Source organism: Methylobacterium sp. Leaf106 (genome assembly GCF_001422895.1).
GTDB classification, from domain to species: Bacteria; Pseudomonadota; Alphaproteobacteria; order Rhizobiales; family Beijerinckiaceae; genus Methylobacterium; species Methylobacterium bullatum.
Window position 1 is genome coordinate 572,103 of record NZ_LMNB01000012.1, and the last position, 20,880, is coordinate 592,982.

The following is a 20,880-nucleotide window of genomic DNA, read 5'->3' on the forward strand; positions in this document are numbered from 1 at the left end:
GACATCGCGGGGGGACCGACGATTTCCCTCGCCCGCCGTGAATGTCCGCTATGGCGCGGCGGCGCGAGCCGGGACCGCGATCATGCTCGGCGCGATGATGCGGATGGCCGCGCGCTCGTCGCGGCCGGTGGCGGACGCTTCCGTGGTCGCCCCGTCGCGAACCACGCCCCCATCGGACAGGATGGCCCCGTTCCGGGTCGCCGCATCGGCGGCGATGGCCGCCACGGTCTTGTCCGCACGGCCCGCGAGGGTGACGCGCACCTTCGGCCGCGACATGGCTTCCGCCTGCATCGGTGTCACGAAGATGTCGCCCTTGTGCCGGACGAGCATGCTCTCGGCCTTCACCAGGGACTGGGCCCAGGTCTGGTTCGCCTTCTTGCACGAGCAGTCCGGCGTGAAGCTCTTCTGGAACTTGAAGGCGTTGGCGAGCGACACGTAGGCCCGGCTGCCCTTGATCGATGCGGCCTGTTTCAGCCCGTCATCGCCATTGGGCATCGAATAGGCCACCGCCTCCGTGCCGGGGCACAGGGCCTGACACAACTCGTTGGCGCCCTCGCGACCATCGGGCAGATTGTTCATCGGGAAATAGGCGCCGTCGCAGGTCCGGACGCAGACCACCTGCGGCCCGCCCCGTCCGCGCTGCTCGCCGACCACGCCCTCGACGATCTTCGGACCGGTCTCGGCGCAGGAGGAGGCGATGGCGGCCGTGAGCTGGCGCCGCCGGGCGGCGGTGACCTCGCCGTTCTCGGCGCCGTAGCCGGCCTGGAGCGCCCGGATACGCTGTTCCACCGCGCCGCATTGCGGCGGGCGCGAATCGAAGAACAGGAACTTGCCGCCCTCGCAGCTCAGGGTCCGGTAATAGGCTTCCAGCCGGCCGATCTCGTTCTGCAGGGCGCGGGCGGTGTTGGCGCCGTCGCTGAGATTCGCGAGTTCGAAGCGGTATCGCTGGCACTGGGCGTTGGGTGCCTGCGCCTGGACGGCTGTCCCGAACGCGATGGCGGCCATGGCGGCGCCGAGCGTTGCGACGAGCTTGCGGATCTGTGGAGGGATCAGCGGCATGACCTGTCAGAAACGGGTGTGAAGCTGGGCGGTTCCGGCCCTCGGGCAGGGTACGGAAGAACGCCTTTGCAAAGGGTGTCTAACCGCCCTCGCCAGAGCGCGACAGTGTTCCCACATGCCCATCGGCAAACTTGAGGGGAATGATGTGATGATGTGTCTTCGGAGTCTCACAAGCCGCGCGGTGGCGGCTGGATTGGCGGCGTTGGTGATGGGCGGGACGGCGGTCCGCGCCGACGACACGGACCGGATCTTCGACAAATCCACGGTGTGGCGTCCGCTCACCCCCAACGACAAGCTGGTGGTCTACGGCATCGACGACCCGGAGGTCTCCGGCATCGCCTGCTGGTACACGCAGCCCGAGAAGGGGGGAATCAAGGGCACGCTCGGCCTCGCCGAGGACGTCTCCGACATCTCCCTCGCCTGCCGGCAGGTCGGCCCGGTGTCGTTCAAGAATCCGAAGGACAAGCTCAAGCAGGGCGACGTCGTGTTCAGTGAGCGGCGGTCGCTGATCTTCAAGTCGATGCAAATCGTCCGCGGTTGCGACGCCAAGCGCAACACGTTGATCTACATGGTCTATTCCGACAAGGTGATCCAGGGCTCGCCCAAGAACTCCACCACGGCGGTGCCACTGATGCCGTGGGGCACCGCCGAGGCGCCGCCCCGCTGCGGCGATTTCTTCAAGGGCTGATCCGGCCCAGGGGCGGCGCCGGCATCGGGCCGGGCCGCCTCGAACGACCGGGTGTGAGCCCTGCGGATCAGTCCTTGCAGGTGATGCGGATCGGCGGCTCGACTGTCTTCGGCGCGGGCGGCTGGTCGATCGCGCCGGTATAGTCCTCGGGAGCGGCCAGGCCGAAGGAGCCGGCGACGGCGAAGCCTTGCGCCTCGCACCAGGCATCGGCCACCACCTGCCCGCAGGAGCCGCTGCCCGCCACCAGGCATTCGCCGACGCCGTAGCCTTCGCCGGCGGGAATCAGGAACGTCTTCTCTACCTGTGCCGGCGCGCGGGCGGGCTTCTCGCCGTCATCGACGGCCAGGGCGGCGGAGGAAATGAGCGCGAGGGCGCAGAGAGCGCCGAGACCGGCAGCCGAGCGTCGCATGGGCAGTGACCTTGATGACGGGATCCGCGAAAGGCTGGATTCACCGGATGGGAGGATTCGCGTTTGGGAAAATCTCGGCCTCGTCGGTAAACAAATCCTTTCCGGATCGTCGCGACCTTGACCGAACCTCTCCCGGCGTCGTTCTCGAATTCATCACCGTTTTGGGGTAGCGCAGTTGGTCGGCAGGGTCCGTCGCCTCCGTGCAACACGCAGGGTGCTTGGCGTCCGGCCGATCCGGTCGTCGCGGTTGCGGGGCGCATGCCTCGCGACTCGTAAAAGTTGATCGGTTCTCGGGATTTAGGGCATGGGGACAGGCGGCATCCGCAGGCGGCGGAGCCGTCGCGTCCCAGGGTTACGAAAGACGGTTTCATGGCGCCGATGTTGCGGCTCTACAACACGCTGACCCGCGAGAAGGCGCCCTTCGTGCCGATCGATCCGACGCATGTGCGGATGTATGCCTGCGGGCCGACGGTCTACGACGCCGCCCATATCGGCAATGCCCGGCCGATCATCGTGTTCGACCTGCTGTTCCGGCTGCTGCGCCATCTCTACGGCGAGGCGCATGTCACCTATGCCCGCAACGTCACGGACGTGGACGACAAGATCAACGCCCGCGCGGCCGAGCGCGGCATCACCATCCGCGAACTCACCGACGGGACGCTCGCCGCCTTCCACGGCGACATCCGCGACCTCGGCGTGCTGATGGCCGAGGACGTGAACGTAGCGGGCGAGCGCCCGCGCTTCGTCGAGCCCCGCGCGACCGACCACATCGCCGAGATGCACACGATCATCGACGGGCTCGTGGCGTCGGGCCATGCCTATGTGGCGGAAGGCCATGTGCTGTTCGACGTGCCCTCGATGCCCGATTACGGCGCGCTCTCGAAGCGGCCCCTCGACGAGATGGAATCCGGCGCGCGGGTCGAGGTCGCCCCCTACAAGCGCTCGCCCCTGGATTTCGTCCTGTGGAAGCCCTCCAAGCCCGGCGAGCCGTCATGGCCCTCGCCGGCCGGTATCGCCGCGCCGGGGCGGCCGGGCTGGCACATCGAGTGCTCGGCCATGTCATGGAAGCATCTGGGCAAGACCTTCGACATCCATGCCGGCGGCATCGACCTCATCTTCCCCCATCACGAGAACGAGGTGGCCCAGTCCCGCTGCTGCTTTGCCACCGACGTCATGGCCCATGTCTGGCTCCATAACGGCTTCCTCCAGGTGGAGGGGCAGAAGATGTCCAAATCGCTGGGCAACTTCATCACCCTGCGCGAGGTGCTGAAGGATTGGCCCGGAGAGGTCGTGCGCCTCGCCATGCTGAAGACGCATTACCGCCAGCCCATCGACTGGACGGTGCGTGGGCTGGAGGAGGCGGCGAAGATGATCGACCGCTGGTACGGCATCGTGGGCGACGTAGCCGCCGGACCCGAGGTGCCGGCCTCGGTGGTGGAGCCGCTCCTCGACGATCTCAACACCGCCGCCGCCCTCGCCGAGTTGCACCGCCTCGACGAGCCGGCGACGCTGAAGGCCGGGGCGGGTCTCCTCGGCCTCCTCGGGCGGACGCAGTCGGCCCGGGCGGACAGTGCCATCGCCGCCGCCGGCGTCGACGTGGCGGCGGTGGAAGCCGCGATCGAGGCCCGTCGTACCGCGCGCGCCGCCAAGGACTGGCCCGCCTCCGACCGCGCCCGCGACGCCCTCGCCGCCATGGGCGTCACCGTGAAGGACAATAAGGACGGCACGACCACCTGGACGGTGTCGCCATGATCGCCCCCTTGGACCGCCAGCCGATCGTCGTGGCCGATGCGGGTCCGCTGATCCGGCTCGCCGCAGCGGGCATCCTCGATACGCTGCGCGGTCTCAACCGGCGGATCGTACTGGTGGACCGGGTCGAGGAAGAGGTGGTCGGTGACCTCTCCAAGCCCTTTGCTGCCGAGATCGCCGCCTGGATCGATGGCCTCGGCGAAGCCGCGCTCCGGGTCGAGACCGTGGTCGGCATCGGTGTCGCGGCCCTGCGCGCCCGGCCGCGGACTCCAGCGGGGGATGCCTTGCTCAAGTCAGCCCTGCGTGATTCCGGCGAGCAGGCTCTGCGCGAGTTCGTGGCGCATTGGCACCCGACCGAGGCGAGTTCGGCGGTCGTGCTCTACGAAGATCGGAAGGTCGCGACCCTGTTCCTCGATGTGGAGTTCCCCGTGACGCTGATGACGACCCGCGCCTTCGTGGCGACGGTGACACGCTGGGGCATCAATCAGGACGCGATCGCCGCCCTCGAAGCCATTTCCGGGCTCTACGACCTGAAACCGGCCCTCGTCGGTAAGATCGACCCGAGCCAGCCCGGCGACCTGCGGACGTTGCCGCAGCCGATGCTACCGCACGAGTAGGGTGTCCGCGGACACAAGATCTTCCGGCGGACATCGTCCGCCTTCCGCTTCGTCGTATTCGCCTCAGCGACAGGGCCGGCCCGGATGGCAGTTCGGGTTCCCGCCCGAAGGCGGAGCCTGCCTCTGCTGGCGCTGGGCCGCCTGTTGCTGCTGCTGTTGCTGCATCATCTGTTGCCGCTGGGCGGCCTGTTGCTGGTGTTGCTGGGCCTGCATCTGCTGACGTTGCATCATCTGTTGTTGCTGCATCTGCTGGCGCTGGGCCTGTTGCTGCTGCTCCATCTGCATGCGCTGTTGCTGGCGGTTCTCCTGGATCTGCTGGCGCTGCATCATCTGCTGCTGCTGGGCCTGCCCCTGCTGGCGCCGGGCGGCCTGTTGCTGCTCCATCTGCATCCGCTGTTGCTGGCGGGCCTCCTGGATCTGAAGCCTCTGCTGCTGGCGCTGTAGGGCATCGGAATCCGGGCCGCGTCGCGGCGGCTGGCCAGCCGCATCGCGATTGAGATTGGCCGGCTCCCGTCTGGCGCGCTCGGGGCCGTTCGGCTCGAATCCCGGCCGGGCCACCCGATCATGGCCCGGACGCCCCTCGCGGGCGCGGTCGCCGAGCGGCTGGTCGAGGGCGGGACGCAGTTGCGGTCGTTCGGCTTTGGCGGCGGCGCGGGCCGCCTCCCGGCGCTCGATCCGTTCCCGGCGCAAGGCCGCCCGGTCGGCGGGATCGGCGTTGCCGCGTCCGGCTCCGGGGCCGGCGGGGTTCGCCGCATCGGGCGGGGGACGACGGTCGATGGCGGCCTTCCGGTCGGGCCCGGCCTTCCCGTCCCCCGGGCGCACGCGGTCGGGCGGTCCGCCGACGTCGCCGGACGGGCGCGTGTTCGCCACCGGCCTCGGCTCGGGCAAAGCTTTCGGGTCTGGGGCGCCCACCGCGGGGAGCGGGCGGCCGATGCGGGGACCGTTCGGTCTTTCGTCGCGGGCACCCGGCGGCAGGCCGGGGCGGTCGCGGCGCGGGCCGTCGGCGCTGTGACCGGCGTCGTGACGGTCGGCGCGGTGCGACAGGGAGGGCGGCAGCGCCACCCGAGGGGCGAGAGCCGCCGCTCCGAGACCGGCGGCACCGCCTATGAGGGCCGCCGCCGAAGGTCCGCGCGGCCGCTCGATGACGCGCCGGTTGATTTCGTTGATCACCACCCTGTTGTGGATGTTCTGGTAGATGACGTTGTCCGGCGGCGCGACGATATAGGCGGGCGCGCTCACATAGGCCGGAACCGGCTCGAAGAGGGGGACGGGGAGGGCGAACGACTCGTCCTCGGGCGGCGGCGCCGCGATGTCCACGATATAGGCCGGGCGGGGTGCCAGCACGCCGGGCGGCGGCGGGGGCAGGGCATAGGCCGGGTCGTCGAAGGCGACGACCTGCCTGTCGAAATAGCTCTCCTCCTCCGGCGGCGGCGGGGGCAGGTCGAAGGAGAGCGCCGTGAAGGCCTCGGGCGGTCGCGGCGGGGCGGAGAGGCGGGCGAGGCGACGGCGCGCATCCGCCGCGTGCGGTCCGCGCGGGTAGCGCGAAAGGTAGGACCAGTAAGCGTCCTGCGTGCCGGACGACAGGGCGCGGCGCCAGGTCGTCGCCTCGCGCCGGGCGGCCACGATGGCGCGCACGCGCTTGGCCATCGGGTCATCGGGATAGGCCCCGAGGAAATCCTGGTAGCCCTGCAACGTGTCGCGCTCGACCGCCACCGAATAGGCGTCCCGCGCACCGATCTCGCGCAAGGGGCGGTCGCGCAAAGTCGCGATCTGCTCGGCCTGCGCCGGGGCGGGCGCGTCGGCGTTGCGCTCGAAAAACACGAACGGCACCTCGATCTTGGAATCGTCCCAGGGCATGGCCGCGCCCCCGGTGGTCTCGCTCACCCGCAGGCGCACCCGGTCGAAGAGCGCCGCCGGCTGGAGACCGCCCTCGCGGATCATCTCCACCAGGGCCTGCGCATAGGCGCCATACGCCCCCGTCTCGGGCGGCGCCACGGTGCCGGGCGCCGCGTTGTAGGCGATGAGGCTGCCGGGTTCGGCCTCCACCAGGGCGAGACCGCCGGCGAGCGGGTCGCCCGTCCTCACGAACGGGTTGGCGCGGGCCGCGTCGAGCACCACGAACCGGGCCTTCAAGGGGACGGTGGAGAGGCGCTTGATGTAGTCCGACACGCGCAGGGCCGAGACGGGAACATCGACGGCGGTGGCGATGCGGGCATCCGCCGGGGCGAAGAAGGTCTCGCCCTCGAGCTGCAGCCCGTATCCGGCAAGATAGACGAAGGCCACCGTGTCCGGCCCCGAGGCCGCCGCCTTGTCGAGGAAGTCGCGCAAGGCCTTGCGCAGGGCATCCTCGTCGAGGTCGCGCGCCCCCACCACGTCGAAGCCCGCCGCCTGCAGCGTCTGCGCGATGAGGCCGGCATCGTTGGCGGCGGTGGCGATGGGCGCCCCCTCATAGGCACCGTTTCCGACCACGAGAGCGATGCGCTTCTCGGCCTGCTGCGCGGTCGCCGGAACGGATATCAGCAGGGCGGCGAACAGGGCCGCGAAGACGGCGACACATCGAGACAGGACCATCGCCGGGAACCTCCGTCACCGCATCACGCTACGAGCGACATCATACGGAGCATCGCGGACGACCGGTGCGCGATCGGTCGCACAATCGTGCAGAATTCCACGGTCGTCCAGGGATGCACGGAATCGGTCTTACCAAATCGTCGATCCCGACGCGGGCTCGTGCCCGTCGCCGCCTATTGCTTGGCGCGATTGATCAGCGCCTGGAGCGCTCTCGCCACGGGTTCGGTGACGTTCTTGCGGTACTTCTTATGGACGAGCTGGCCGTTGTGATAGATGTCGTGCTCCACATAGAGCCGTTCGCCGTCCCACCGCACCACGTTGTCGGTCTCGGAGGTCTCCGTCACCCCGAGATCGTCGCGCAGGGTGATGTTGCTGGGCTGTGTCAACATATCGGGTCCTTTCAAGCGTTTCCGGTGCATCGAGCGCGTGGGATGCGGCTTTGTCCCGTGGCTGGCGGAGCGGGCTTTGCGAAAACGGTCCGTGCGATGCCGGCGAACCGGGCCGTTCCTCGCCGAGCCGTGGTGGCACGCATCTCACCCATCCGGCCCCGACGCCTCGTTGTCTCTTCGGTCGATCGCAGGGCTGGCGCCCACGACCCTCTCGCCGATCTTACGAAGCGGCGGCGTCCGATGCCAGCGCGAAGCCGGCCTCCATCGCTCAACGCACGGTCACCTGGTTCTTGATCCGCTCATAGGTCGACCGGCTGAGGACGCGTTTCGAGAGCAGCTGATCCACCGAGGCATAGGGCCGGCGCTGGGCGATGGCGCGGCCGATCATGCCGCCACCCTTGAGGCCGTTGAGTTCCGCCACCGAGGCGGTGTTGAGATCCACCACGGAGACCGCCGCCGGACCCGAATTGTCGCTGGCCTGCTGCGTCTCGGACCGGGCCGCGTTCAGGGGAGGGCTCTCGGCCAGGGGCGTCACCGGGCCGCCATAGGGGAGGGGGGCCGGGTCGAGCGCGGAATTTGCTCCCTCCGGAGGGGCGGGCGGCGTTTGCCGCGGCAGCGGCCGGATCGGAGACGGCGGCAGCACGGCTTGCGGGGCGGGAGCGGCGGGCTGCGGAGCGGAAGGCGCCGGCTCCGCACGACGCTCGGGCGGCGGGGGCGCGGGTTGTGGCGGAGTCACCTTGGTCGGCTCGGTGCGCTGCACCGGCGCCGCCGGATCGTCGCTGCCCTGCGGCCAGAAGGCCTGGACCAGGCCCGCCAGCGCCGCCGCCACGACGAAGAGCACCACCACCCGTAGAAGAGTCGAACCGCTGAGCATCCAACCCGCCTCACGCGCACAATACACGCGGGACGCTAACATGGGAGAGAAACCAAAGTCTTGCCGTCCTGGCCGATGTCCTCAGGCGTCTGCGTCACGAAGCGCATCGTCTGAAACCACGCGTCGCATGAGGCGGTCGCGGCATCGCCGTCGGGGACGGTGACGGAGCACTCTACGACGCATCGACGGACGGGGCCGCTCCGGTCATGGTCCGCCGCGATGTCCACCGCCTCCCTCGCTGCCTCGCTGAACCGGTTCGTCGTCGAGCGCGTGGGCGCCCTGCGCTACCTGCCGGCGCTGTTTCGCCTCGTCTATGCCGCGAGCCCGCGCCTGCTGATGGCGAGCGTCGCTCTGCGTCTCGCGCGGGCGAGCCTGCCGGTGTTGATGCTCTATCTCGGCAAGCTCATCCTCGACGCCATCGTCGCCGAACACGCCCGGCCCCATCCCGCAGGAACCGGCATCGCCGGCTGGATGGCGGATCCGGCCCTCGGGCGTCTCGCCGGCCTCGTCGCGGTGGAGCTCGGCCTCGCCATCCTGTCCGATCTGCTCGGGCGGCTGAGCACCCTCACCGACGGGCTGGTCGCGGACCGCTACGCCAATGCCGCCACCCTGCGGCTGATGCGTCATGCCGCCGCCCTCGACCTCGAGCAATTCGAGGACAGCGCCCAGCAGGACCGGCTGGAGCGCGCCCGCCGGCAGGTCACCGGGCGCTCCAACCTGCTGTTCCAGCTCTTCGGGCAGGGGCAGGATCTCATCACGCTCGTCGCCTTCGGGATCGGTCTCGCCGCCTACGCTCCCTGGCTGATCCTGCTGCTTGCCGGCTCCCTCGTGCCGGCCTTCCTCAACGAACTCTACTTCAACCGGCAGGGCTATCGCCTCGCCTGGACCCGCACCCCGGAGCGGCGCCAGATCGACTATCTGCGCTATCTCGGGGCCAGCGTGGAATCGGCCAAGGAGGTCAAGCTCTTCGGCCTCAACGCCTATATCGCCGAACGCTACCGGATCGTGGCCGCCAAGCTCCTGGCCGACAACCGCTCCCTCGCCATCCGCCGGGCCGGCTGGGGCGGCCTCTTCGCGGCCTTGGGCACGCTCGCCTACTACGCGGCCTATGCCACCATCGTCTGGCGCACGGTGGCGGGCGCCTTCTCCATCGGCGATCTCGCCTTCCTCGCCGGCTCGTTCCAGCGCCTGCGCGGCCTGATCGAGGGCCTGCTGCTCGGCTTCTCGCAGATCTCCTCGCAGGCGCAGTATCTCGAAGACCTGTTCTCGTTCTTCGAGGTGGTGCCGCTGATCCGCTCGCCGGAGCGGCCCGTGCCGTTCCCGCAGCCGATCACCGAGGGCATCGTCTTCGAGGAGGTCGGCTTCCGTTATCCCGGCACCGAGACCTGGGCTGTCCGGTCCTTGAGCTTCCGCCTCGCCGCCGGGGAAGTGCTCGCCCTGGTGGGCGAGAACGGGGCCGGCAAGACCACGATCGTCAAGCTCCTGACCCGGCTCTACGACCCCACCGAGGGCCGTGTGCTGCTCGATGGCCGACCGCTCTCCGATTACGACCTCGACGACCTGCGCGCCCGAATCGGCGTGATCTTCCAAGATTTCGTGCGCTTCGATTTCACCGCCGCCGAGAACGTCGCCGTCGGGCGCATCGAGGAGCGTGACGACGCCGCCCGCATCGCCCGTGCCGCCGGGCGCAGCCTCGCCGACGGCGTGATCGAACGCCTGCCGCTGGGTTACGACCAGCCGCTCGGCAAGCGCTTCGCCGACGGTGTCGACCTCTCCGGCGGCCAATGGCAGAAGATCGCGCTCAGCCGGGCCTATATGCGCGAGGCCGAGATCCTGATCCTCGACGAGCCCACCGCAGCCCTCGACGCCCGCGCCGAGTTCGAGGTGTTCCAGCGCTTTCGCGATCTCAGCCGGGGGCGCAGCTGCGTGCTGATCTCGCACCGCTTCTCCACCGTGCGCATGGCAGACCGCATCCTCGTCCTCGACGGGGGCAAGGTCATCGAGGCCGGAACCCACGAGGAACTCCAGGCGAGGGGCGGGCGCTACGCCGAATTGTTCGAACTGCAGGCCGCCGGCTATCGCTGAGGCGCCGGCGGGTATGCTTCCGCGACAACACAGGGGCGACGCGACCTCCCGCGCGGCCCGAGGGCGTTGCATCTCGTCTCCAGAACCATCATTGCACGAAACAGATTTTCGGGCCGTTCGGCTTGCCCTCCCCTGGATGAGGCGAAGTCGAAGAGTCGGCAGTTCGACACCGTCCGTGATCGTCCAGACATGAGAATAATGACATGAAGACGCGCGCTGCGGTCGCGTGGGAGGCCAAGAAGCCCCTCACCATCGAGACCATCGACATCGAAGGCCCCAAGGCCGGCGAAGTCCTCATCGAGTTGATGGCCACCGGCATCTGCCACACCGATGCCTATACCCTGTCGGGCCTCGATTCCGAGGGCAAGTTCCCGGCGATCCTCGGCCACGAGGGCGCGGGCATCGTCCGCGAACTCGGCGCCGGGGTCACGGACCTGAAGGTCGGCGACCACGTCATCCCGCTCTACACCCCGGAATGCCGCAGCTGTAAGTCCTGCCTGTCGCAGCGCACCAACCTCTGCACAGCGATCCGCTCCACGCAGGGCCAGGGCGTGATGCCGGACGGCACCTCGCGCTTCTCCTGTGTCTCCACCGGCGGCAGCCCGAATGGAGCGAACACCCTGTTCCACTACATGGGCTGCTCGACCTTCTCGAACTTCACGGTCCTGCCGGCCATCGCGCTCGCCAAGATCCGCGAAGACGCTCCCTTCGACAAGATCTGCTACATCGGCTGCGGCGTCACCACCGGCATCGGTGCGGTGATCTACACCGCCAAGGTCTGGCCCGGCGCCAACGTCGTGGTGTTCGGTCTGGGCGGCATCGGCCTCAACGTTCTCCAGGCCGCCCGGATGGTCGGTGCCGACAAGATCATCGGCGTCGACATCAACCCGGACAAGCAGGAGATGGCCCGCAAGTTCGGCATGACCCACTTCATCAACCCGAAGGAGGTCGGCAACGATCACGTGGTCTCGGCGATCCTCGACGTCACCGGCGGCGGCGCGGACTTCTCGTTCGACTGCACCGGCAACGTCCACGTCATGCGCCAGGCGCTGGAATGCTGCCATCGCGGCTGGGGCGAGTCGATCGTCATCGGCGTGGCCGAGGCCGGCAAGGAAATCTCCACCCGTCCGTTCCAGCTCGTCACCGGCCGCGTCTGGAAGGGCTCGGCCTTCGGCGGGGCGCGGGGCCGCACCGACGTGCCGAAGATCGTCGACTGGTACATGGAGGGCAAGATCAACATCGACGACCTGATCACCCACACCATGCCACTCGAAGACATCAACCACGGTTTCGACCTGATGCACGAGGGCAAGTCGATCCGCTCGGTGGTGGTTTACTGATCCCATCTAGACGAAACGCCTCGACCCTCCCCCCTCTGCGGGGGAGGGTGCCTGCGGAGCAGGCGGGAGAGGGGCCCCCTCTCCGGATACGGCGCTCCCCTCTCCCGACCCTCGCTGACGCGAGGCCCACCCTCCCCCGCAGAGGGGGGAGGGAAGAGCCCGTACCCACCATCGCCCATCAGGAGATCACCGCATGGAAACCATTTCGAAGGCCCGCGCCCATGGCGGCACGCAGGGCGTCTACAAGCACGATGCCAAGACCACCGGCTGTCCCATGACCTTCGCGGTGTTCGTGCCGCCGCAGGCCGAGAACGGCCCGGTGCCGGTGCTCTGGTACCTGTCCGGCCTCACCTGCACCCATGCCAACGTCATGGACAAGGGCGAGTACCGCCGCGCCGCCGCCGAGCACGGCGTGATCATCGTGGCGCCCGATACCAGCCCGCGCGGCGCGGACATTCCGGACGAGGCCGGCAACTGGCAGTTCGGCTCGGGCGCCGGCTTCTATGTCGACGCGACGGAGGCGCCCTACGCCGCCAATTACCGGATGTGGAGCTACGTCACCGAGGAGCTCCCCGCCCTCATCGCCGAGAACTTCCCCGCCGACATGGCGCGCCAGGGCATTTTCGGCCACTCCATGGGCGGCCACGGCGCGCTGACCATCGCGCTCACCTATCCCGACCGCTTCAAGTCCTGCTCGGCCTTCGCGCCCATCGCCCAGCCCTCCACGGCCGGATGGTCGAAGCCCGCCTTCGAGAAGTATCTCGGGACCAACGAGGCGGCCTGGCGCGCGCATGACGCCACCGCGCTGATCGAGGACGGCAAGCGCTTCTCGGAGTTCCTCGTGGACCAGGGTACGGCCGACAGCTTCTTGGAAGACGGCTTGCGCCCCTGGCTCCTCGAAGAGGCCTGCAAGAAGGCCGGGATCCCCCTCACGCTGAACATGCGCGAGGGCTACGATCACTCCTACTTCTTCATCTCGACCTTCATGGACGACCATATCGCCTGGGCCGCCGACCGCCTGAAGTAAGGTCTTCACCCGTCACCCCATCCCCGGCCCGTCGCGCCGGGGATGGGCTCCGTCGGCCGTCATCAGAACAGGCCGCACTCCGCCACGCAAAGCGTCGCGTCGAGAACGAGCCCCGGCCCTCATCCGGTCCACACCCTCGATCCGCTGGCTCGCTCTCTAATCCCGCAGCGTTCCTGCTGCCGACATCTCCAGCAGGCTGAGTGCACAACGGCACTACAACCTGCGCGGCCTGTGTCGAACCAGCAACGGCGAGTGACGAAGAGTGTTCGGTATCTTGCCACCGCCTGAGCCGAAAGCTACGGCGGAAGGGCGAATACATGTTGTATTACAGTAGTTTATCATAATTCTAAAGAGCACTGCAGGCCACGTCTCGCCACTTGCGCGAGCCTGTTCTGCTGCCCGTCATCCGGAGCCAGGCCGTCCATGCCGTCGTCCCCATTCGCCCGTTCCGCCGTCCTCGCGGCCGGGGTGTCGATCACGGTGCTCGCCCTGACGGGAGCCGGTTCGGCGCAGGAACGGGCCGTGACCCTCGATACGCTGAGCGTCGAAGGGTCGGGCGCGGGGAACGGCACGGGTGTCGGGAATGGTCGTCGCGCGCCCGAGACCGCCCGCAGTCCGGTGGACGGCTACGTCGCCACCCGCAGCGCCACGGCCACCAAGACCGACACGCCGATCATCCGCACGCCGCAATCGATCAGCGTCGTCGGTGCCGATCAGATCAGGGCGCAGGGCTCCCAGACCCTGTCCGAGGCCGTGCGCTACACGCCGGGCATCTACGCCAACCAGTTCGGCCCCGACACGCGCCTCGACTGGTTCCTGATCCGCGGCTTCTCGGCCACCGAATCCGGCCTGTTCCGCGATGGGCTCCAGCTGTTCCAGACCGGCTTCGCCAATTTCCGCGTCGACCCGTTCGGCGCCGAACGCATCGAGCTGATTCGCGGCCCCGCCGCCACCCTGTTCGGCGGCAGCCCCGTGGGCGGCCTCATCAACATCGTCTCCAAGCGTCCGACCCTCGAGCCCCTGCGCTATCTCGAACTCGGCGGCGGTTCGTTCAGCCAGCGCTACGCCGCCTTCGATCTCGGCGGCCCGGTGGATGAGTCCGGCCACTGGTTCTACCGCCTGACCGGCCGTTTCCAGAACGGCGACGCCCAGGTGAATTTCGCGCCGGAGGACCGCTACTACATCGCCCCGAGCTTCACCTATAAGCCCGACGGTGCCACCACCTTCACGGTGCTCACGAGCTTCCAGCGCGACGAGACCGGCGGGGCCGGCCAGTTCCTTCCGTATTTCGGGACCGTGCGGAACAACGCCTCCGGTCTCAGGATCGACCGCAAGCTCAACGCCAGCGATCCGCTGGTGGACCGCTACACCCGCAACCAAGCCAATCTTGGCTACGAGTTCGAGCATCATGTCGACGACGTCTGGACCGTGCGCCAGAACTTCCGCTACTCGTTCACGGAAGTCTCGGATTCCCGCTACGTCGCCAACGGCTACAACAATGCCGCCCAGACGGAGCTCGCCCGCTACGGCTTCCTGACGACGCCCCGCGCCGGGATCTTCACCGTCGACAATCAGGCCGAGGCCCGGTTCAACGACGGGACGTTCGGGCATACGGTGCTGATGGGCGTCGACTACAAGCGCTACAGCTTCTCGGACAACCAGGCTTCGACCTTCCCGGCCCCGTCCCTGAACATCCTCGCTCCGCGATACTTCCAGGCCGCCGCGGTGCCCGCTCCCTACCGCGTGCTGAATCAGCAACTCCAGCAGGTCGGCCTCTACGCGCAGGATCAGATCGCGCTCACCGAACGCCTGACCTTCCTCATCGGCGGTCGCCAGGACTTCGTCGACAACACCATCGACGACAAGCTGAACCCGCTGAACTCAACCAAGCTCAGCGAAAGCGCCTTCACCGGCCGGCTCGGCCTCATTTACAATCTCGACAACGGGCTGGCGCCCTACGTGACCTACGGAACATCCTTCAATCCGACGCCGGGCGCCGACGCGCAAAACCGGCCGTTCAAGTCGGAGACGGGTGAACAGGTCGAGATCGGCGCCAAGTTCCAGCCCGTCGGCTGGAACACGCTCTTCACCTTCGCGGCCTTTGATCTCGTCCGCAACAACACGCTGACGCCGAACCCGGTCAGCCTCTTCACCAATCTTCAGATCGGTTCGGTGCGTTCGCGCGGCTTCGAACTCTCGGCCACGGCGACCCTCGCCGAAGGCCTGAACCTCACGGCCGCCTATACGCTCTACGGCCTTCGTACCATCGAGGGGACGGACCTCGATCTCGGCAAGGTTCCGGTGGGCATCCCGCAGACTCTCGCCTCGCTCTGGGCCGATTACACGATCCCGGTGGGCACCTTCAAAGGCTTCGGTTTCGGTGGCGGCGTGAACTATGTCGGCCAGTCCTACGCGGACGTCGCCAACACCCTCATCGTGCCCGAATACGTGACCTTCGACGCGGCGGTGCATTACGATTACGCCGGATGGCGCGCCGCCGTGAACATGATCAATGTCGGGGACAAGCGCTTCGTCTCGTCCTGCTCGTCCGCGACCGCCTGCTTCTACGGCACGCAGCGCAAGATCGTCGCGAGCGTCTCCTACAAGTGGTGAGTTCGTCTCTCCTGAACTGAGGGACGCCCCGATCCCGATGAGCCGGGCTCATCGGGATTTTTCGTTCGCCGGTCAGGACTTGGTCGGCGCCCAGATGCCGAGCGCCGAGGCATCGACGGCGCGCGGCAGCAGGCCCTCGGCGCGGAAGGCGTCCGCGATGGTCTGCTGCTCGGAGAGCCCCTCACGGGTGACCGGCTCGACGACGTAGGTGCGGCGGGCATTGGCCTTGGCGACGATGGCCGGGTCGAGCTTCCACAGGGCGCCGAGGCGGGTGGCGGCCTCGTCGGGATTGGCCTTCACCCAGGTTCCGGTATCGCGCAGCCGGGCGAAGACGATGTCGAGGATGTCGCCGTGCCTGGCCGCGTAGTCGTCCGATGCGAGGTAGTAGCGCTTGTAGAGGGACAGGCCGGTCCCGTCCTTCAGGATACGGGCGCCCGATTGCAGTTCGGCCGCCGACAGGAACGGGTCCCAGGCGACCCAGGCCTCGACCCCGCCGCTGGCCAGCGCCGTGCGTCCGTCCGCGGGGGTGAGGTAGGCGGGCGTGATCGCCTTGAACGGAATCCCCTCCGCCTTCAGGGCAGCGAGGAGGAGGTAGTGGCTGCCGGCACCCTTCGTCACCGCGACCTTGCGGCCCTTGAGGTCGGCCACCGCCTTGATGGGCGAATCGGCGCCGACCACGATGGCCTGCGCAGCCGGCGAGGCGGCCTCCTGCGCCACGTAGGTGATCCGCGCATTGGCGGCCTGGGCGAAGATCGGCACCGTGTCGGCCACGTCCGCCGAGAGGTCGATCTGGCCTGCGTTGAGCGCCTCCATCACCGGCAGGCCGCTGGTGAATTCGTGCCAGGTGAGCCCGACCTTGAGGGGCTCCAGCGCCTTTTCCAGGCTGCCGTCCTGCTTGAGCAGGGCGATCAGCGTCGAGGATTTCTGGTAGCCGATGCGCAGCGTCCTCGGCTCGGCGGCGAGCGCGCGTCCCGGAGCGAGGGCGAGAAGACTCAGCGCGGCGGCGGCCCGCAGCGCGTGGCGACGATGGATCATGGAGCGGCGTCTCTCGCTAGGGCGCGGAATCAGGGATGCTTGTGGATCGGGTCGACCCAATGGACCGTCTCGGGGCGTTCCACGGGTTCCACATCGGTGATGTTGACCACCACCGCCTCGTTGTCGGAGCGCACCAGGACGCAGTTCAGCGGCTGGTCCGGATCGGCGTTGATCTCCTGGTGCGGCACGTAGGGCGGCACGAAGATGAAGTCGCCGGGGCCGGCCTCGGCCACGAATTCGAGCTTGTCGCCCCAGCGCATGCGGGCGCGACCGGAGACCACGTAGATCACGCTTTCCAGGGCGCCGTGATGGTGCACGCCGGTCTTGGCGTCGGGGGCGATCGCCACCGTGCCGGCCCAGATCTTCTGCGCGCCGACGCGCGCATGGTTGATCGCCGCCTGCCGGAACATGCCCGGCGTCTGGGCGGTGTTGGAATCGAGCTTGTCGCCGGGAATCACCCGCACGCCGTCATGCTTCCAGCGCTCGGTCGCGGGCGCCGCCTCGTGGTCGTGCGTGTGCGCGTGGTCGGAATGGGCGTGATCGTGGTCGGAAGGGTCGTGCATGGGTCCGGTCCTCGGCGGCAATCGGTTCAACGTACCGCAGCGGCGGCCGGTTCGAAGCTCCGATCGAGGATGAGGTCGGCGCGCGGCGCCCGCGCGGCGGGGATCAGCCCGGAACGGACATAGAGGTCGATGTTGCGCTGCTCGTCGGCGATCACCGCGTCGTCGATGGGCACCGCCCGATACTCCGCCCGCGAAAACCAGCGCAAAGGCACGGTCTCCGGCAGGCCGATGAGCTTCGACCAGACCGCCGCGTAGGGCGCGGGGTCCTTCAGCGCCCATTCGCGTGCCTTCACGAGGCGGCGGCCGAAATCGGCGAGCTGCGCCCGCTTGGTCTTCAGGGCCGCGTCGGACGCCACCGCGAAGCTCAGGCCCGGTGTGATGCCGTTGCCGTCGCGCACGACACGGGCGAGGCCGGCGAGCTCCGCCGTGGAGGTGTAGGGCTCCCAGGTCGCCCAGGCATCGACGCTGCCGCTGGCGAGCGCGATCTTGGCATCCGCCGGGGGCAGGAAGCGCAGGGTCACGGCATTGGCCGGCAGGCCCGCCTCTTCCAGGGCGGCCAGCACCACCTGATGGCCGATGGAGCCGCGATTGGTGGCGATGCTCTTGTCCTTCAGGTCGGCCACCGTCTTGAACGGTGAATCCTTGGCGACGAGGATCGCAAGACCGTCCTGCTTGTTGCGGAAGGCGACGAAGGCCTTCACCGGAACCCCGGCGGCGGCCGCGAAGGTGAAGGGCGCGTCGCCGACGCCGCCGGCATCGATCGCCCCGGCATTGAGGGCTTCGAGCAGCGGGGCGGCGGCGGGAAACTCGCTCCATTCGAGCCGGTAGGGCAGGTCGGCGAGGACGCCGGCCGATTCCATGAGCGCGCGGGCATTGCCGCGCTGGTCGCCGACGCGAAGCACCGTCTCGTCGGCGCGGGCGACGCCGCCGAACGCCAGCAAGGCGAGGAGGGCGATGAGGGCGCGCATCAGGCGGCCTCCGCCCGTGCGCCACGCCGGGCGAGGAGCCGCTTGAAGGCGGGGATCAGGTCTCGGCCATACGCGATGGCGTCCTCCAGCGGGTCGAACCCACGGATCAGGAAGGTCCGCACCCCGAGGTCGTGGTAATCGAGAAGGGCGTCGGCCACCTGCTCGGGCGTGCCGACCAGGGCGGTGGAATTGCCCGAGGCGCCCGTCTCCCTGGCGATGGCGGTGTAGAGCCGCTTGTCGAGCCTGGACCCCTGAGAGGCCGCCGCGAGCAGGCGGCGCGAACCCTCGTTCTCCGGTACGGGTGCGGGCCCAAGTCCCCTGGCGGCGCGGGTGGCGCGGGTGCGCGCCAGGATGTCCTCGGCCCTCGCCCAGGCTTCCTCCTCCGTCGCCGCCAGGATCGGCCGGAACGACAGGCTGAACCGGGGATCGCGGCCATGGGGGGCGGCCGCCGCCCGGACCCTGGAAATCGCCTCCCGGACCTGATCGAGGCTCTCGCCCCACAGGGCGTAGGTGTCGGCGTGGCGGCCTGCGACGCCGATGGCGGCGGGCGAGGCGCCACCGAAGAAGACCGGGATGCCGCGCGGGTCCACCGGCTTCACCTCGGAGAAGCCCCGGTCGATCCGGTAATGCGCGCCGGTAAAGTCGAACGGCGCCTCGGAGGTCCAGACCTGCCGGGCGATGGTGAGGAACTCGTCGGTGCGGGCGTAGCGCTCGTCCTTGGTCAGGTGGTCGCCGTCCTGTGCCAGCTCCCTGTCGTCGCCGCCGCTGATGGCGTGGATGGCGACCCGCCCGCCGGTCAGCTGGTCGAGGGTCGCGAATTGGCGCGCGGCCACCGTCGGCGCGGTGAATCCGGTGCGATGGGCGATCATCAGGCCGATCCGGTCGGTCACCGCCGCGATCTGGGCGGAGAGCAGCAGCGCGTCGGGCTGGGTCGCGTAGAAGGCCACCAGGATGCGGTCGAACCCGCCCCATTCATGCGCCTGGGCGAGCAGGCGCAGGTAGTCGCGGTCGATGGCCGGTCCCGAAGCCGCATGGGTCTCGGAGGTGTAGCGCGGGGCGGCGAAGCCGATGAACTCGACGGCGTCGGCTGGAAGGAAGCTCATTGCGATCTCCTTGTCCGTGTCGGAAGGGGCGGTGATGTCAGAGCCCGAGGGCGGTGCGGCCGGCGGAGACGCGGACCGAATCGGCCTGCGGCCAGTGGATGCGCCCACACAGGACGTCGCGCAGGTGCCGCTCCAGCGGGTTCGCCCGCGACAGGCCGGGATTGCCGGCGAGTTCCACGGCCCGCTGCACCACTTGGATCGCGTTCTCGGTGACGGTGGCCTTGAGGAACCCGGATTCGGAGATGGAGGGGCAGGCGCCCCCGTCCACCTCCGCGGCGACGCTCCGGATCAGGCGGGCATTGAGGCTGAGCAGCCGCTCGTTCTCGCCGATGGCATCCTGGAACCGCGGCAGGGTGGCCAGGCTCTGGCCGAGGCTTCCGGGCTTGCGGTCCTTGGCGAAGGCGATGAACCAGGCCTGCGCCGAGCGCGCGACGCCGTCGTAGAGGGCCGACAGCATCGTGGTGCTCCAGGCCTGCTGGTCGGTATCGGCCTTGCGCCAGCCTTCGGGCGGTCGAAGGTCCACCGCATGGTCGGCCGGCACCTCCACATCCTCGAAGATGACGTCGTGGCTGCCGCTGGCGCGCAGGCCGAGATGGTCCCAGGTCTCCTCGATCCGCACGCCCGGCGAGGCCATGGGCACGAGGATGTTGCCGATGCGCGGCTCCGCCTCGTCGGTGCGGACGAAGACGAGGCCGTGCGTGAGGGCCGGGCTGCCGGTGGAATAGATCTTCCGGCCGCTGATGCGCCAGCCCGTGACTGTCGCCCGCGCCACCGTCTCCGGCAGGCCGCCCCGGGCGGGGGTGCCGAGCTCGGGCTCGACCCGCAGGGCGTTGATGAGCGCGCCGTCCTCCACCGCCGCGCGGCCGAGCCGGTCGGCGATCGCCCGCGGCCAGTGTTCCCGCGCATGGATCAGCCCGTGCTGGAGGAAGTGCATGGTGACCACCAGGGCGGTGGAGGGCTCGCCCCGCGCCAGGGTGCCGACGACCATCGCGGCCGCCCCGAGCCCCGCGCCGCCGCCGCCGAGCCGGCGCGGCACGATCAATCCCGGCAGGCCGGCATTCCGGAGGTCGGCGATGTTGTCATGCGCGAATCGGCCGGCGCGGTCGTGCCCCTCGGCCCGTTCGGCAAAAAGCCGGGCGAGCCCTTCGGCGGTGTCGCGCAGAGGCGGGGAAAGGATCATGGGGAGGCGGGATTCTTCGGACGGATCGGAGGGCCGGGCGCACGGGAAGACCCGCTCGACGGCCCTGGCCGAGTGCCGGGATGGTCCCGCCGAAACCCTGTCCTGTCAACGAGAACGTTCTTTTTTAAGAACGACTGATCGGAGAAGGCTCTTGCTGCCGCCGCACCCCGGTCCGGAAATCGTTTCCCCTAGGCTGCTGGACAAGGGGAGAAGGCCTGTATTGTCCCGCTCCGGCCGTCATTTGCCGCGCGCGCGTTCCGCCGAAATCGTTCGACAAAACAAACGATCCTGCGGCGTCGACGGATGCGCTGCGGCAAGCAGGGGTGGCTCGGCGGCGTCGAGATCGTCGGGATCGGGGTCGGCGGCGGAAGCGAACTTGCCGAACTCCCAGCCGTCGATCCAATCCAGCCGCTCGGCGGATTCCTCGCCGCCCGGGGCGCGGTCGATGGTCTCGCCACGCCCGTAGGCTTCGAAACCCAGCCAGTAGAAATCCGGCGTCACGGCGCTCGTCACGGCATTCTCCCTCTCCGGGAACGGTCATGCCATGGGACGGTCCGCGCCACATCCTCCGGATGGGGTAGCGCGGTCATCGGTATCGGTGCGCGAATGT

General features: G+C 68.9%; 18 protein-coding genes. 7 read left to right on the top strand and 11 right to left on the bottom strand.

The genetic code is table 11. The features are described 5' to 3' along the window. Nucleotides 1–48: 48 nt before the first annotated feature. A complete protein-coding gene (locus tag ASF34_RS10420; RefSeq protein WP_056160949.1) occupies nt 49–1,059 on the bottom strand; it encodes a DUF2865 domain-containing protein in 1,011 nt (336 codons plus the stop codon). A gap of 151 nt (nt 1,060–1,210) precedes the next feature. On the opposite strand from ASF34_RS10420, the gene ASF34_RS10425 reads away from it, so the two are divergent. Then, the gene (locus tag ASF34_RS10425; protein WP_085984238.1) at nt 1,211–1,747 is read left to right on the top strand and encodes a CreA family protein; all 537 of its coding nucleotides are present in this window, start codon (nt 1,211–1,213) and stop codon (nt 1,745–1,747) included. Nucleotides 1,748–1,814: 67 nt separating this feature from the next. On the opposite strand, the gene ASF34_RS10430 is transcribed toward ASF34_RS10425, so the two are convergent. After that, nucleotides 1,815–2,156 (bottom strand): hypothetical protein, encoded by a 342-nt coding sequence (locus ASF34_RS10430; protein WP_056160951.1) that lies wholly within the window; start codon nt 2,154–2,156, stop codon nt 1,815–1,817. Nucleotides 2,157–2,525: 369 nt separating this feature from the next. On the opposite strand from ASF34_RS10430, the gene cysS reads away from it, so the two are divergent. Beyond that, nucleotides 2,526–3,908, top strand: coding sequence for a cysteine--tRNA ligase (gene cysS / locus ASF34_RS10435; protein ID WP_056160953.1), 1,383 nt, complete (start codon nt 2,526–2,528; stop codon nt 3,906–3,908). After that, nucleotides 3,905–4,522, top strand: coding sequence for a hypothetical protein (locus ASF34_RS10440; protein ID WP_056160955.1), 618 nt, complete (start codon nt 3,905–3,907; stop codon nt 4,520–4,522). Before cysS ends, ASF34_RS10440 begins: the two co-directional genes overlap by 4 nt. Before the next feature lie 63 nt (nt 4,523–4,585). On the opposite strand, the gene ASF34_RS10445 is transcribed toward ASF34_RS10440, so the two are convergent. The 3 genes from ASF34_RS10445 to ASF34_RS10455 all read right to left on the bottom strand — a co-directional run bounded on the left by ASF34_RS10445 (nt 4,586) and on the right by ASF34_RS10455 (nt 8,356). Next, a complete protein-coding gene (locus tag ASF34_RS10445) occupies nt 4,586–7,093 on the bottom strand; it encodes a caspase family protein (protein ID WP_056160957.1) in 2,508 nt (835 codons plus the stop codon). Nucleotides 7,094–7,266: 173 nt separating this feature from the next. Further along, complete coding sequence (locus ASF34_RS10450) at nt 7,267–7,482, bottom strand: hypothetical protein (RefSeq protein ID WP_018041891.1); 216 nt, start codon at nt 7,480–7,482, stop codon at nt 7,267–7,269. Between the two features lie 268 nt (nt 7,483–7,750). Then, entirely contained in the window at nt 7,751–8,356 is a 606-nt protein-coding gene (locus ASF34_RS10455) for a ComEA family DNA-binding protein (RefSeq protein WP_056147572.1), read from the bottom strand. Between the two features lie 219 nt (nt 8,357–8,575). Here ASF34_RS10455 and ASF34_RS10460 point away from each other — a divergent pair, with 219 nt between their 5' ends. From ASF34_RS10460 to ASF34_RS10475, 4 genes are all read left to right on the top strand, one after another. Beyond that, the gene (locus ASF34_RS10460) at nt 8,576–10,441 is read left to right on the top strand and encodes an ABC transporter ATP-binding protein (protein WP_056160959.1); all 1,866 of its coding nucleotides are present in this window, start codon (nt 8,576–8,578) and stop codon (nt 10,439–10,441) included. Nucleotides 10,442–10,644: 203 nt separating this feature from the next. Further along, on the top strand, nt 10,645–11,781 hold the full coding sequence (locus ASF34_RS10465) for an S-(hydroxymethyl)glutathione dehydrogenase/class III alcohol dehydrogenase (RefSeq protein ID WP_018041895.1): 1,137 nt from the start codon (nt 10,645–10,647) through the stop codon (nt 11,779–11,781). A gap of 193 nt (nt 11,782–11,974) precedes the next feature. Continuing rightward, the gene (fghA, locus tag ASF34_RS10470) at nt 11,975–12,808 is read left to right on the top strand and encodes an S-formylglutathione hydrolase (protein WP_018041896.1); all 834 of its coding nucleotides are present in this window, start codon (nt 11,975–11,977) and stop codon (nt 12,806–12,808) included. Between the two features lie 423 nt (nt 12,809–13,231). Continuing rightward, nucleotides 13,232–15,421 carry a TonB-dependent siderophore receptor gene (locus tag ASF34_RS10475; protein WP_056160960.1) on the top strand — a complete coding sequence of 730 codons (2,190 nt, stop codon included), beginning with the start codon at nt 13,232–13,234 and terminating at the stop codon, nt 15,419–15,421. A 72-nt stretch (nt 15,422–15,493) separates the two neighbouring features. Here the strand turns inward: ASF34_RS10475 and ASF34_RS10480 are convergent, their stop codons facing one another. The 6 genes from ASF34_RS10480 to ASF34_RS10505 all read right to left on the bottom strand — a co-directional run bounded on the left by ASF34_RS10480 (nt 15,494) and on the right by ASF34_RS10505 (nt 20,783). Beyond that, nucleotides 15,494–16,456 (bottom strand): aliphatic sulfonate ABC transporter substrate-binding protein, encoded by a 963-nt coding sequence (locus tag ASF34_RS10480; RefSeq protein ID WP_056160963.1) that lies wholly within the window; start codon nt 16,454–16,456, stop codon nt 15,494–15,496. Nucleotides 16,457–16,485: 29 nt separating this feature from the next. Then, entirely contained in the window at nt 16,486–17,019 is a 534-nt protein-coding gene (locus tag ASF34_RS10485) for a cupin domain-containing protein (protein ID WP_018041900.1), read from the bottom strand. A 26-nt stretch (nt 17,020–17,045) separates the two neighbouring features. Then, on the bottom strand, nt 17,046–17,987 hold the full coding sequence (locus ASF34_RS10490; protein ID WP_156465692.1) for an ABC transporter substrate-binding protein: 942 nt from the start codon (nt 17,985–17,987) through the stop codon (nt 17,046–17,048). Then, nucleotides 17,987–19,090, bottom strand: a complete 1,104-nt coding sequence (locus ASF34_RS10495) for an LLM class flavin-dependent oxidoreductase (protein WP_056161167.1) — start codon at nt 19,088–19,090, stop codon at nt 17,987–17,989. Before ASF34_RS10495 ends, ASF34_RS10490 begins: the two co-directional genes overlap by 1 nt. A 37-nt stretch (nt 19,091–19,127) precedes the next feature. Beyond that, a complete protein-coding gene (locus tag ASF34_RS10500) occupies nt 19,128–20,270 on the bottom strand; it encodes an acyl-CoA dehydrogenase family protein (RefSeq protein ID WP_056160965.1) in 1,143 nt (380 codons plus the stop codon). A 237-nt stretch (nt 20,271–20,507) separates the two neighbouring features. Then, nucleotides 20,508–20,783 carry a hypothetical protein gene (locus ASF34_RS10505; RefSeq protein WP_056160967.1) on the bottom strand — a complete coding sequence of 92 codons (276 nt, stop codon included), beginning with the start codon at nt 20,781–20,783 and terminating at the stop codon, nt 20,508–20,510. Nucleotides 20,784–20,880 lie beyond the last annotated feature (97 nt).

Coding starts and splice junctions, on each gene's coding strand:
- ASF34_RS10455 (WP_056147572.1), bottom strand. CDS start 8,356: ATGCTCAGCGGTTCGACTCTTCTACGGGTGGTGGTGCTCTTCGTCGTG.
- ASF34_RS10440 (WP_056160955.1), top strand. CDS start 3,905: ATGATCGCCCCCTTGGACCGCCAGCCGATCGTCGTGGCCGATGCGGGT.
- ASF34_RS10495 (WP_056161167.1), bottom strand. CDS start 19,090: ATGAGCTTCCTTCCAGCCGACGCCGTCGAGTTCATCGGCTTCGCCGCC.
- ASF34_RS10485 (WP_018041900.1), bottom strand. CDS start 17,019: ATGCACGACCCTTCCGACCACGATCACGCCCATTCCGACCACGCGCAC.
- ASF34_RS10425 (WP_085984238.1), top strand. CDS start 1,211: ATGTGTCTTCGGAGTCTCACAAGCCGCGCGGTGGCGGCTGGATTGGCG.
- ASF34_RS10490 (WP_156465692.1), bottom strand. CDS start 17,987: ATGCGCGCCCTCATCGCCCTCCTCGCCTTGCTGGCGTTCGGCGGCGTC.
- ASF34_RS10480 (WP_056160963.1), bottom strand. CDS start 16,456: ATGATCCATCGTCGCCACGCGCTGCGGGCCGCCGCCGCGCTGAGTCTT.
- ASF34_RS10475 (WP_056160960.1), top strand. CDS start 13,232: ATGCCGTCGTCCCCATTCGCCCGTTCCGCCGTCCTCGCGGCCGGGGTG.
- ASF34_RS10460 (WP_056160959.1), top strand. CDS start 8,576: ATGTCCACCGCCTCCCTCGCTGCCTCGCTGAACCGGTTCGTCGTCGAG.
- ASF34_RS10430 (WP_056160951.1), bottom strand. CDS start 2,156: ATGCGACGCTCGGCTGCCGGTCTCGGCGCTCTCTGCGCCCTCGCGCTC.
- ASF34_RS10500 (WP_056160965.1), bottom strand. CDS start 20,270: ATGATCCTTTCCCCGCCTCTGCGCGACACCGCCGAAGGGCTCGCCCGG.
- ASF34_RS10450 (WP_018041891.1), bottom strand. CDS start 7,482: ATGTTGACACAGCCCAGCAACATCACCCTGCGCGACGATCTCGGGGTG.
- ASF34_RS10465 (WP_018041895.1), top strand. CDS start 10,645: ATGAAGACGCGCGCTGCGGTCGCGTGGGAGGCCAAGAAGCCCCTCACC.
- ASF34_RS10420 (WP_056160949.1), bottom strand. CDS start 1,059: ATGCCGCTGATCCCTCCACAGATCCGCAAGCTCGTCGCAACGCTCGGC.
- fghA (WP_018041896.1), top strand. CDS start 11,975: ATGGAAACCATTTCGAAGGCCCGCGCCCATGGCGGCACGCAGGGCGTC.
- ASF34_RS10445 (WP_056160957.1), bottom strand. CDS start 7,093: ATGGTCCTGTCTCGATGTGTCGCCGTCTTCGCGGCCCTGTTCGCCGCC.
- cysS (WP_056160953.1), top strand. CDS start 2,526: ATGGCGCCGATGTTGCGGCTCTACAACACGCTGACCCGCGAGAAGGCG.